This is a genomic window from Streptomyces sp. NPDC003011, from assembly GCF_053591515.1.
Map to the genome: position 1 here is coordinate 22,608 of NZ_JBSFTY010000087.1, position 12,455 is coordinate 35,062.

10 protein-coding genes are annotated in these 12,455 nt (G+C 70.5%); 8 read left to right on the plus strand and 2 right to left on the minus strand.

All coding sequences use genetic code 11. The annotated features are described in order from the left end of the window. Window positions 1-513 precede the first annotated feature (513 nt). The 8 genes from ACWD0J_RS33320 to ACWD0J_RS33355 all read left to right on the plus strand — a co-directional run bounded on the left by ACWD0J_RS33320 (window position 514) and on the right by ACWD0J_RS33355 (window position 11,174). On the plus strand, window positions 514-4,365 hold the full coding sequence (locus ACWD0J_RS33320) for a nitrate- and nitrite sensing domain-containing protein (RefSeq protein ID WP_451499588.1): 3,852 nt from the start codon (window positions 514-516) through the stop codon (window positions 4,363-4,365). A 9-nt stretch (window positions 4,366-4,374) separates the two neighbouring features. Further along, entirely contained in the window at window positions 4,375-4,788 is a 414-nt protein-coding gene (locus ACWD0J_RS33325) for a roadblock/LC7 domain-containing protein (protein WP_030667329.1), read from the plus strand. A gap of 112 nt (window positions 4,789-4,900) precedes the next feature. Further along, the gene (locus ACWD0J_RS33330) at window positions 4,901-5,296 is read left to right on the plus strand and encodes a DUF742 domain-containing protein (RefSeq protein ID WP_030611532.1); all 396 of its coding nucleotides are present in this window, start codon (window positions 4,901-4,903) and stop codon (window positions 5,294-5,296) included. Beyond that, window positions 5,277-5,852, plus strand: a complete 576-nt coding sequence (locus tag ACWD0J_RS33335; RefSeq protein WP_286064909.1) for a GTP-binding protein — start codon at window positions 5,277-5,279, stop codon at window positions 5,850-5,852. The genes ACWD0J_RS33330 and ACWD0J_RS33335 overlap by 20 nt, the downstream gene beginning before the upstream one ends. Window positions 5,853-6,228: 376 nt before the next feature. Next, the gene (locus ACWD0J_RS33340) at window positions 6,229-9,498 is read left to right on the plus strand and encodes a sensor histidine kinase (RefSeq protein ID WP_451499589.1); all 3,270 of its coding nucleotides are present in this window, start codon (window positions 6,229-6,231) and stop codon (window positions 9,496-9,498) included. A 10-nt stretch (window positions 9,499-9,508) separates the two neighbouring features. Then, entirely contained in the window at window positions 9,509-9,922 is a 414-nt protein-coding gene (locus ACWD0J_RS33345; protein ID WP_030948713.1) for a roadblock/LC7 domain-containing protein, read from the plus strand. A gap of 96 nt (window positions 9,923-10,018) precedes the next feature. Then, on the plus strand, window positions 10,019-10,612 hold the full coding sequence (locus ACWD0J_RS33350; protein ID WP_451499590.1) for a DUF742 domain-containing protein: 594 nt from the start codon (window positions 10,019-10,021) through the stop codon (window positions 10,610-10,612). After that, window positions 10,593-11,174 carry a GTP-binding protein gene (locus tag ACWD0J_RS33355; protein WP_009314218.1) on the plus strand — a complete coding sequence of 194 codons (582 nt, stop codon included), beginning with the start codon at window positions 10,593-10,595 and terminating at the stop codon, window positions 11,172-11,174. The genes ACWD0J_RS33350 and ACWD0J_RS33355 overlap by 20 nt, the downstream gene beginning before the upstream one ends. 162 nt (window positions 11,175-11,336) lie before the next feature. On the opposite strand, the gene ACWD0J_RS33360 is transcribed toward ACWD0J_RS33355, so the two are convergent. Both ACWD0J_RS33360 and ACWD0J_RS33365 read right to left on the minus strand, forming a co-directional pair. Further along, window positions 11,337-11,525: an acyl-CoA carboxylase subunit epsilon gene (locus ACWD0J_RS33360; RefSeq protein ID WP_451499591.1), complete on the minus strand. Its 189-nt coding sequence runs from the start codon at window positions 11,523-11,525 to the stop codon at window positions 11,337-11,339. A gap of 57 nt (window positions 11,526-11,582) precedes the next feature. Further along, a partial coding sequence (locus ACWD0J_RS33365) for an acyl-CoA carboxylase subunit beta (RefSeq protein WP_451499592.1) occupies window positions 11,583-12,455 on the minus strand: 873 nt, incomplete at its 5' end.

Below are 12,455 nucleotides of genomic sequence, written 5' to 3' on the forward strand. Positions count from 1 at the left end.
AGCGTCAGGCTAAACATGCGATTCCCCGCCGAAGCCGCGAACACCCCACGATCACCATGTGAGTTTGCTCACTGAGCTACGGGCAAAAAGGTCAAAGCGGACTCGTCCGTCACCTCAACGAAACGGACATTGACTCCCTGAAGCGCTTATTCCGCTCCTGATCATGGCGACTGGGACACCTCCCACCCCCGAGGGACTCGCGGACATACGTCCCTTATGCGGGAGATCATGCGGTACACCTGGTGACGTCGCACTCACGTGCTGTCACAGAGGTCACGGCCTGGCCTACGGGCCTTGTTGGAGATCCGGCACTGTGCTGGAATTCCACGGACCGCCGCAGGATCGAGCCGGCGCACAGGGGGCGCAGAGAAGCGCCGAGTGGCGGTGAGACATGGGGGAGCCAGCGCCGGTCACTCACGACCACCAGGGAGCGTATTCAGGACGCCCCCTACGACGCCGACACCGTCCTTCCGTTCGCGCGGAGGGGCGCCTGGTCCAGAGGTTGCGACGCTAGTGCAGGGACGTTTCAAGAGGGATGGCAGTGCTTCGGCGGAGCCGGAGCCGCATGGCGGGACTGGCCCGATGGCCGGCAGCTCCTCGCCCCAGCACGCCCAGAACCCGGGCCCGGCCGCGTCCGGCGACGGCGGTGAGCGCTCCGGGCGCCCCGGCGCGTCCACGTCGTCGAGCTCGTCCGCTCCGACCACACCACCGGTGAAGGCACCGAAGAGCGCGACCGGCCCCGGTCCGCGCATAGCCCTGCGCAACTGGCGCATCTCCACGCGTCTGGTGGCACTGCTGACGCTGCCGGTGGTCGCGGCCACCTCGCTGGGCGCGCTGCGCATCAACGACTCGATGGACGACATCCAGCAGCTCGACAACATGCGGCTGCTGACCGAGATGACCAAGCAGGCGACCGAACTCGCCGCCGCGCTCCAGGAGGAGCGCGACCAGTCGGCCGGTCCGCTGGCGCACGGCGCCGTGGCGACCGACTACACGGTCAGGGGCTACCGGACCAAGACCGACCGGGCCGTGGAGACCTTCAAGAACGCCGCGGAGGACATCGACGCCTCCAACCTCCAGGGGGTGCGCGAGAGCCTGGTCGGCCTCGTCCGCGACCTGAGCGGCCTCTCGAAGATCCGCACCTCGGCCTACCGGACCAAGGCCAACGCCTCCCAGACGGTCGAGGGCTACCACCGCCTCATCACCCACCTGCTGGACCTCTCGCAGGACATGGCGGAGGCCACCAGCAACCCCGAGATGATCCAGCGCACGCGCGCCCTGTCGGCCTTCTCGTCCGCCAAGGAGTACGCGTCCATCCAGCGCGCGATCCTCGCGGCGGCACTGCCCAGCGACGACAAGACGTTCGGTGACCTCTCCGAGAACGACCGGCTGTACGCCGAGGGCGCCCTGGAGAGCGAGAACTCCGAACTCGAGAGCTTCAGCAGCATCTACGGCCGGGACGACGCCCCCGAGCTCCTCAAGCCGGTCGAAGAGGGCAACCCCAACATCCAGGCGACCGACACCTGGGCCGGCCGCGCCCTCGGCCGGGTGGACGGCCTGGCCGGACTGGACAAGCGCTCCTACAAGGACTGGGTCGACGACAGCTCGATCAAGATCGAGCAGATGGGCAACATCGAGCACACGCTGCTCGAGGACATGGAGCAGAAGGCCCGCGAGCTGCGCAACGAGTCGGAGCGCGAGGCGATCATCTCCGGTGTGCTGATCCTGCTCGTGCTCGGCGTCTCGCTGGTCGGCGCCTTCGTCGTGGCCCGGTCCATGATCCGCTCGCTGCGCCGCCTCCAGGAGACCGCCACCAAGGTCGCCCAGGACCGGCTGCCCGAGCTGGTCAAGCAGCTGTCCGAGTCCGACCCGCAGGACGTCGACACCTCCGTCGAGTCGGTCGGTGTGCACTCCCGGGACGAGATCGGCCAGGTGGCCGCGGCCTTCGACGACGTGCACCGCGAGGCGGTCCGCCTGGCCGCCGAGCAGGCCCTGCTGCGGGGCAACGTCAACGCGATGTTCACCAACCTCTCGCGCCGCTCCCAGGGCCTCATCCAGCGTCAGCTGTCGCTGATCTCCGAACTGGAGTCCCGCGAGGCCGACCCGGACCAGCTGTCCTCGCTGTTCAAGCTCGACCACCTCGCGACCCGCATGCGCCGTAACGGCGAGAACCTCCTCGTCCTCGCCGGCGAGGAGCCCGGCCGCCGCTGGACCCGTCCGGTGCCGCTGGTCGACGTGCTCCGTGCCGCCGCCTCCGAGGTGGAGCAGTACGAGCGCATCGAGCTCTCCTCGGTCCCGACCACCGAGGTCGCCGGCCGGGTCGTCAACGACCTCGTGCACCTGCTCGCCGAGCTGCTGGAGAACGCCACCTCGTTCTCCTCCCCGCAGACCAAGGTCAAGGTCACCGGTCACGCGCTGCCCGACGGCCGGGTGCTGATCGAGATCCACGACACCGGCATCGGCCTCTCCCCCGAGGACCTCGCCGCGATCAACGAGCGGCTCGCCGCGCCGCCCACCGTGGACGTCTCCGTCTCCCGCCGCATGGGTCTGTTCGTGGTCGGCCGGCTGTCGCAGCGGCACGGCATCCGCATCCAGCTGCGCCCGTCCGACTCCGGTGGTACGACCGCGCTGGTCATGCTGCCCGTCGATGTCGCCCAGGGCGGCAAGAAGCCCCAGCCGAAGCAGGGCCAGGGCGCGGGCGGTGCCAACGGCATGGCCGCCGCGCAGTCCGCGGCCGGTGTGGCCGCGGCCCGTCGCGGCGGTCAGCCGGGTGGCGGTGTCCTCGGCGGCGGTCCCGGTGCGGGCGGTGGCGCTCTGGGCGCCGGTGCCCCCACGGGCGGCCTGCTCGGTGCCGGTCAGGGACCGCGGGCCGCGCTGCCCGGTCGGGACGCGGGCGGTCGTCCGGGTGCGCCGGGCGGAGCGCGCGGACCGCAGGGTCCGGGTGCGCCCCAGCAGGGCCGGCCGGCTCCGGCCGGTGCGGGCGCCGGCTTCGGCGGTCAGGCACCGGGTGCGCCGCAGGGCCTGCAGGCCGCGGGCACCGGTGGGCCGCAGGGCCAGGACGCGTTCGGCGGCGGTCCGGACAGCTTCGGCGGCGCCCGGGGTGCCGTACCCCCGAAGCCGGCGCCCGCCGGCCCGGGTTCCGAGCAGCAGGGCCGGCGCCGTCGGCCGCAGCTGCCGGGGCGCGGTGGTCCGCGGGCCGAGCTGCCCGGGGGCGACCAGCAGCCCCGCACGCCCAGCTGGAGCGACGAGAACGCGCAGCCGCCGGTGGGGCGGGCCTCGCTGGACGCCCCGCGCGGCCACGACGAGCAGGACCCGGCGCAGACCTCCCGGATGCCGCGGATCGACGATCGGCAGGGCCCGGGCGCGACGGCGGAGATGCCGGCGATCCCGCGGCCGGACGGCCGTCAGGGTGCCGGGTCCCCGTCCGGCTTCGGCCGCCCGGACTTCGACGCCCCGGCGCCCGGAGTCCCGCAGCACACCGGGCAGTTCGCCCGCCCGGGTACCAGCGGCGGCGGGCAGGACGACCGCACCGGCCAGGGCACGGACAACCCGTTCGTGCGCCCGGACGTCTTCGGTGCCCCGGCCGGGCAGAACAACCCGTCGGCTCCGTCGCACACGGGCCAGTTCGCGTCCCCGCAGGCGTACGACAACGGCTCCACCGGCCAGTTCGCGCAGCCCGGCTACGACGGCGGGTCCACGGGCCAGCACGCACTGCCGGGCAGTCACAACCCCGCCGACATCCCCTCGTCCACGGGCCAGTTCGAGCGCCCGCAGGGCAACGGCGGACGGGGCGCCGACTTCGGTGCCCCGCGCCCGCCGGTCCCGCAGCGTCCGCAGCAGCGGCCCGCCCGCCCGGAGCCGGACAACCGGCGGCCGGGTGACGGGTGGGAACTGCCGCCCGCCGGTCCCGGCGACGGCCGTACGCCGCTGTACGACACGCTCGAGACCAACTGGTTCCACGGACAGCAGAACGGACAGCACAGCGGGCAGCCGGCCAACGGCTCGGCTCCCGCCCCGGCGGCCCCGCAGCAGCAGCCGCAGGCTCCCGCCGCCCCCCAACGTCCCGTCGCCAGCTCCTGGCGCAGCTCGCCGAACGACGAACTCGTCCGGCAGGCAGAGCGCGTACGGCAGCCGGCCGCGGGCGGCGTCACCACCTCCGGCCTTCCGCGCCGGGTGCCCAGGGCGAACCTCGTCCCGGGCACGGCTCAACAGCAACAGCACCAAGCCGGTCCGCAGGTCTCGCGTGCGCCTGACGACGTACGCGGCCGGCTGACCAATCTCCGTCGGGGCATCGCCCAAGGTCGACAGGCCGGCAACGGCCAGACCGGAAGCTTCCCGAGCCCCACTCACCAGCAGGAGCGTTAGTTGAGCCCGATGAGCCAGGCGGCACAGAACCTGAACTGGTTGATCACCAACTTCGTGGACAACACCCCTGGGGTGTCCCACACCGTCGTCGTGTCCGCCGACGGCCTTCTGCTGGCGATGTCCGAGGGTTTCCCGCGTGACCGTGCCGACCAGCTGGCGGCCGTCGCGTCGGGCCTGACGTCGCTGACGGCCGGCGCCTCCCGGATCTTCGAGGGCGGCGACGTGGCACAGACGGTCGTCGAGATGGAACGGGGATTCCTGTTCCTGATGTCCGTCTCGGACGGCTCGTCCCTGGCCGTGCTCGCGCACCCCGACTGCGACATCGGTCTGGTCGGCTACGAGATGGCACTCCTGGTCGATCGCGCGGGCGCGGTGCTCACGCCCGACCTGCGCGCCGAACTCCAGGGAAGTCTGCTCCACTGACCGGTACGGATCCACCCGTCTCACCAAATCACCGTCCGGCCGCCACAATCCCCCCACCGGCCCCACCCCGACGGCTTGACTGACCGACTTGCTGTCCCCGCCCGGAGGATTCATGACCCCGCCCACCGCCTCTCATGATCCGTACGCGGAGCCGTACGAGGATGAGGGCGACCAGCCGCTGGTACGTCCGTACGCGATGACCGGCGGCCGGACCCGGCCGCGCTACCAGCTCGCCATCGAGGCCCTGATCAGCACCACGGCCGACCCGGCGGCGCTCATGGGACTGCTCCCTGAGCACCAGCGGATCTGCCACCTCTGCCGAGAGGTGAAGTCGGTCGCCGAGGTCTCGGCGCTGCTGGCCATGCCCCTGGGCGTGGCCCGGATCCTCGTCGCGGACCTCGCGGAGGCCGGACTTGTCGCCATTCACCAGCCGGGCGGCGACGAGAGCACCGGCGCTCCGGACGTGACACTGCTCGAAAGGGTGCTCAGTGGACTTCGCAAGCTCTGACGGAGGCAGGACGACCACCTCCGCGAAGATCGTGGTGGCGGGTGGCTTCGGCGTGGGCAAGACCACGTTCGTCGGCGCCGTCTCCGAGATCAACCCGCTGCGCACCGAGGCCGTCATGACGTCCGCCAGCGCGGGCATCGACGACCTGACCCACACCGGGGACAAGACGACCACCACGGTCGCCATGGACTTCGGCCGCATCACGCTCGACCAGGACCTGATCCTGTACCTCTTCGGTACGCCGGGCCAGGACCGCTTCTGGTTCATGTGGGACGACCTGGTGCGCGGCGCGATCGGCGCGGTGGTACTGGTGGACACCCGCCGGCTCGCCGACTGCTTCCCCGCGGTCGACTACTTCGAGAACAGCGGCCTGCCGTTCGTCGTCGCGCTCAACGGCTTCGACGGGCACCAGCCGTACGCTCCGGAGGAGGTCCGCGAGGCGCTGCAGATCGGCCCCGACACCCCGATCATCACCACCGACGCGCGGCACCGCTCCGATGCCAAGGGCGCGCTGATCACACTGGTGGAGCACGCTTTGATGGCACGTCTGAGATAGCACCCAAATTCTCAGCGGCATACGGCAGTTGTCGTAGATGTGGCGGAGCCGACTGTGTCGTTTGACACGGTCGGCTCCGGTGTTCATAACGTTTCGGCAGAGGAATAGGGTGGTATCGCCACGCGTCGCGGTCGTCTGCTCTCGCTGCGCGCACGCCGGCCCCGTCATTTGGCGGGGCTCGCTCTGTATGACCGTTTTATCTGGGGCTTACATCACTGCGATCCCTGCGCCCCACTGTTTGGAGGAGCGCAGGCCGCCGTGCTGGAATGCCTGAACTGCCCAATAGTCAACGACGTACTCATCAGTCGATGGCGAACTGGGCTCTGAGACACTGCGGCACAACGTTGGTGCCGACCGCCGGAAGGTTGTTGGTCGAGTGAGGCGAAGCAAGAACAGTCCCGAGCCGTCGGCCCGGGGCAACTTCACCCCGCCGCCGCGCGGAGCGGCGCCCCACCCCGTGCCCGGATCGGAACCAACGGCTGTTCCGGCTTCCAGCGGCGGCCGGTTCTCCCCGCGCAACTGGCGGGTGCCGACCCGGCTGAACGCGATCCTGCTCATACCCGTGATGGTCGGTCTCGTCATGGGCGGCTTCCAGGTGAAGAGCTCGATCGACACCTGGCAGGAGGCCGAGGACGCGGAGAACACCGCGCGTCTGGTGCGGGCCGCGCTGGCCTACGGCAACCAGCTGCTCGTCGAGCGCGACGTGACCGCCGCGCCCCTGCTCCAGGGCAAGGGCGAGAAGGACAAGACGGTCGTGGCCGCCCGCGCGAACACGGACAAGGCGGCCGACGCCTTCGACGAGGCCGTCCAGAACATGCCGGACCGGCCCAACCTGGTGCGGCGCCTGGAGCGCTTCCGCGAGGTGGAGCCGGATCTGGCCAAGCTCCGCAAGGCCGCCTACACCGAGCAGCTCTCCGGCGTGGAGACGGAAGAGGGCTACGTCGCGACCGAGCACAGGCTGCTGGAGTTCGCCAACGAGCTCGGCCTGGGCACCGGCAACATCACCAGCTACGGGCGTACGGTCTACGCCATCTCGCTGACCAAGGGCGCGCTCTCACTGGAGCGCTCCATCGGCATGCACCTGCTGATCAAGCCCGGCCCCGACGACGCGGACCTGGCCAGGCAGCGCGTCGCCCTCTCGTCGTACGCGTACCTGGAGGGCATCGCCATCCAGGAGTACCAGAGCGGCGGCACCGAGGAGGACATCGCCAAGCTGACGGCGGCCGAGACGCAGGTCAAGGCCGACGGCGCGAAGATGGCCGCGGAGGCCAAGGCCAAGAACCCGGACTACGTCCCGCCGCCCACCAACCCCACCACGATGGTCACCCAGCTCGCCTCGCTGTCCTCCACGGACACGAGTGAGCGGGCCGCCCTGGCTCAGCAGGGCATCACCGCGGAGAACTGGTGGGCGGTCACCACGCTCAAGTTCAACGCGTACAACACCATCGAGACGCAGCTGGCCGACACCGCGGTGAGCGAGGCCTCCGACATCTCCGACAGCGCCAAGCGCGACGCGCTGATCACCGGTGCCGCGGTCGTGGTCGCCCTGCTCGCCGCGTTCATCCTGGCCGGCATGGTGGCCCGCCAGATGAGCCGCGCGATGCGCCAGCTGCGCAACGCCGCCTTCGGCATCGCCGAGCAGCGGCTGCCGATGCTGGTCGACCAGCTCTCGCGCACCGACCCCGGCCGCGTCGACACCCGGGTGCAGCCCATCCCGATCACCACCCGGGACGAGATCGGCGAGGTCGCCCGCGCCTTCGACCAGGTGCACCGCGAGGCCGTCCGGCTCGCCGCCGAGCAGGCCATGCTGCGGGGCAACATCAACGCGATCTTCACCAACCTCTCGCGCCGCAACCAGTCGCTGATCGAGGGCCAGCTGACCCTGATCACCGACCTGGAGAACAACGAGGCCGACCCGGACCAGCTGGAGAACCTCTTCAGGCTGGACCACCTGGCCACCCGTATGCGCCGCAACGGCGAGAACCTCCTCGTCCTCGCCGGCGAGGAGCCCGGCCGCCGCTGGGACCAGCCGGTCCCGCTGGTCGACGTGCTGCGCGCCGCCTCCTCCGAGGTGGAGCAGTACGAGCGCGTCGAGCTGTCCGGCGTCCCGGAGGCCGAGATCCACGGCCGCGCGGTCACCGACCTCGTGCACCTGCTGGCCGAGCTGCTGGAGAACGCCACCACCTTCTCCTCGCCGCAGACCAAGGTCCGCGTCACCGCGACCCGGCTGCCCGACGGCCGCATCATGATCGAGATCCACGACAAGGGCATCGGCCTGACCGCCGAGGACTTCGCGGACATCAACCACAAGCTGGCCAACCCGCCGACCGTGGACGCGGCGATCTCCCAGCGCATGGGCCTGTTCGTGGTCGGCCGGCTGTCCGACCGGCACGGCATCCGCGTCCAGCTGCGCCCCTCCGGCGAGCAGGCCGGCACGACCTCGCTGGTCATGCTCCCCGACGCGATCACCCACGGCGGCAGCGGCGGCGAGCAGCAGGCCCACCGCGACGAGTTCACGGTCTCGCAGATCATCCCGGAGCAGAACTTCGGCGGCGAGAACTTCACCAACGGCCTGCCGATGCGGACGGCCGCGGAGCTGGGCTTCGACGACAGCCGTTACTCCGAGATCCCGGACGACATCCGGGAGCTGGACCCGGTGGGCCGCTCCCTGCTGCGTGAGGAGCGCCGCGCGGCCCTGGAGTCGCAGTCGCAGGGCCAGCCCGGCACGCAGGACCTCGACAGCCCGTCGTACGGGGACGCCTTCGACGCCCCGTCCGGCTACGACAACGGCCAGGGCGGTTTCCCGGAGCAGCAGCCGGCCGGCTACGACCGTCAGCAGCCGGCGTACGAGGAGCAGCAGCGCTCGTACGAGGACCAGCAGCAGCGGCCGGCGTACGACGAGCCGTACTACGCGCCGAACGGCGGGCTGCCGCAGAACGACGCCTTCCCCGCCAACGGCGGCTACCCGGAACCGTCGTATGCGGAACCCGTCCTCGAGGAGCCCGCCGCCGCCCCTGCCGTCGCGCCGGAATCGTTCCCCGGCCTCGACGAGCGGCCCTACCAGGACGACTGGCCGCAGTCCGACGGCTACCGCAACGGATACCCGGACCAGTACGCTCCGCAAGCGGAATCTGCGCAGGCCGCTGACGTGAGTGAGCAGGACCGCGTAGGCTTCGACCGTCCGGGACCGACCTCCTCCGTCGCCCACGAGCTGACCGATGCCGGGCTCCCCCGCCGCGGATCCACCGCGAGCGGTGCCAACGGCTCGGGCGGCGCGCCGCACGCGGACCAGGAGCCGTCGGCTCCCGCCCCGGACGGCAGCGGCAACGGCAACGGCAGCTGGCGCTCGGCCAACGACGAGCGCTGGCAGCAGGCCTCGCAGCTCCGGAAGGGGCCCAAGGCGGGCGGGGTCACCTCCTCCGGCCTGCCGAGGCGGGTGCCCAAGGCCAACCTGGTCGAGGGCGCCGCCGAAGCCACCCCCCAGGGAGGCCCCCAGGTCTCCCGTGCTCCCGAGGACGTCCGGGGCAGGTTGAGCAACCTGCGCCGCGGGGTCCAGCGAGGACGTAACGCAGGCAGTGAAACGAACGGCCAGGCCACTAGGAATCAGCACAGTGGTCCTGACAGCACCTACAACCAGGAGCGTTAGTGTGAGCCCGATGAGCCAGGCGGCGCAGAACCTGAACTGGTTGATCACCAACTTCGTGGACAACACCCCGGGTGTGTCCCACACGGTGGTGGTCTCCGCCGACGGACTCCTTCTGGCGATGTCCGAAGGCTTTCCGCGCGACCGTGCCGACCAGCTCGCGGCCGTCGCCTCCGGTCTGACGTCACTGACGGCAGGCGCCTCCCGTATCTTCGAGGGCGGCAGCGTGAACCAGACGGTTGTGGAGATGGAGCGGGGATTCCTCTTCCTCATGTCCATCTCCGACGGTTCGTCGCTCGCGGTTCTCGCACATCCGGAAGCGGACATCGGCCTCATCGGCTACGAGATGGCCCTCCTGGTGGACCGTGCCGGAACGGTCCTGACGCCCGATCTGCGTGCGGAGCTCCAGGGGAGCCTTCTCAACTGACAGACAGACGGTGCGTTTTGGCGCCCTTAGGCCATAAGGTTTCGGGACGCGGCTCCACAGTGATGGGTGCCCGGCACAGTCGGAGGAGGAGAGAAAGTGGCAACACCCCCAGGCGGTTCACCTTCGGGCAACTGGTCGTACGGCCCTGGCCAGGGTCAGAACGACGGTTCCCAGAACCCCAACCGTTACAACTTCCCCTCCTCCCCGAGCCATGGACGTCAGCAGCCGTACGCGCCCCAGAACCCGCAGGGTCCCGGGCCGTCGCCGTACGACCAGCCGCCGGCGCCGCGCATCCAGCCCGTGCAGCCGCAGCGACGCACCCCTGAGCCCGCGCCCGCCGGGGCGTCCCACAATCCGCTGGTGCGTCCGTACGCCATGACCGGCGGCCGGACTCGCCCGCGCTACCAGCTCGCCATCGAGGCGCTGGTGCACACCACCGCGCAGCCGCACCAGATGCAGGGCCAACTGCCCGAGCATCAGCGGATCTGCAACCTCTGCCGTGAGATCAAGTCGGTAGCCGAGATCTCGGCCCTCCTGACAATCCCTCTCGGCGTGGCCAGGATCCTCGTCGCCGACTTGGCGGAGGCGGGCCTGGTCGCCATCCATCAGCCCGGCGGCGACGAGAGCGCCGGCGGCCAGCCAGACGTGACTTTGCTCGAAAGGGTGCTCAGTGGACTTCGCAAGCTCTAGCGGAGGGCCTTCCCGCTCCACCACGTCCGCGAAGATCGTGGTGGCTGGCGGCTTCGGCGTGGGCAAGACCACGTTCGTCGGCGCCGTCTCGGAGATCAACCCGCTGCGCACCGAGGCCGTGATGACGTCAGCTTCGGCCGGCATCGACGACCTGACCCACACCGGGGACAAGACGACCACCACGGTCGCCATGGACTTCGGCCGCATCACGCTCGACCAGGACCTGATCCTGTACCTCTTCGGTACGCCGGGCCAGGACCGCTTCTGGTTCATGTGGGACGACCTGGTGCGCGGCGCGATCGGCGCGATCGTCCTGGTCGACACCCGCCGGCTCGCCGACTGCTTCCCCGCGGTCGACTACTTCGAGAACAGCGGCCTGCCGTTCGTGATCGCCCTCAACGGTTTCGACGGCCAGCAGCCGTACAACCCCGACGAGGTGCGCGAGGCGCTCCAGATCGGCCCCGACACCCCGATCATCACCACCGACGCGCGGCACCGGGCCGACGCGAAGTCGGCGTTGATCACGCTGGTGGAACACGCGCTGATGGCGCGGCTGCGGTAGCGGACGTGTAGGGGACGCGCGGCCACCGGGCCGCCTCGGACGGTCGTGGGCCGTCTGCGGGCGGCCCGGTGGCCGTGGGCGCGGTTTCCCGCGCGTCCCCCCGAGGCATGGCGAAGGGCCCCTCTCGAAAGAGGGGCCCTTCGCCATGCCATGCCCTACGGCTCAGTGCCAGCTGTGCGGGGCCCGGAAGCCCGGCTCGCGCTCCAGGCGGCGCCAGCCGGCCTTGGGGCGGCCCCGGCGGGCCGGCGCTTCGGACGGCCGGGCGGCGCGGGCCAGGAGGATCGCCGTGATGGCGGCGACCTCCTCGGGCTCGGCGTGGCCCTTCTCGACACGAATGTCAGGGGTGTTCATGGGTGTCAGTCTCCGTGAGAGAGGTTTCCGCGGGGGTACCGCGAAGGATCCGCCTGGTTACTGCGGGGGGTTGCCGTGCTTGCGGGACGGCAGGTCGGCGTGCTTGGTGTGCAGCATCGCCAGGGACTGGATCAGGATTCCGCGGGTCTCCGCGGGGTCGATGACGTCGTCCACCAGACCGCGTTCGGCCGCGTAGTAGGGGTGCATCAGCTCGGACTTGTACTCCTTGACCATGCGGGCCCGCATGGCCTCGGGGTCTTCCGCCTCGGCGATCTGGCGGCGGAAGATGACGTTGGCGGCACCCTCCGCGCCCATCACGGCGATCTCGTTCGTCGGCCAGGCGTAGGTGAGGTCGGCGCCGATGGACTGGCTGTCCATGACGATGTACGCACCTCCGTAGGCCTTGCGCAGGATCAGGGAGATCCGCGGGACGGTCGCGTTGCAGTAGGCGTACAGCAGCTTGGCGCCGTGGCGGATGATTCCGCCGTGCTCCTGGTCGACACCCGGGAGGAACCCGGGGACGTCCAGGAAAGTGACGATCGGGATGTTAAAAGCGTCACACATCTGCACGAAGCGCGCAGCTTTTTCCGACGCCTCGATGTCCAGGACCCCGGCCAGCGACTGCGGCTGGTTGGCGACGATGCCGACGACCTGGCCGTCCAGGCGGGCCAGCGCGCAGATGATGTTGCGGGCCCAGCGCTCGTGGATCTCCAGGTAGTCGCCGTCGTCGACGATCTCCTCGATGACCTTGGTCATGTCGTACGGACGGTTCCCGTCGGCCGGGACCAGGTCGAGCAGGACGTCGCCGCGGCGGTCCGCCTCGTCGCTCGGCTCCACCCGGGGCGGGTTCTCGCGGTTGTTCTGCGGGAGCATCGACAGCAGGTAGCGCACCTCGGCGAGGCACGTCTCCTCGTCGTCGTAGGCGAAGTG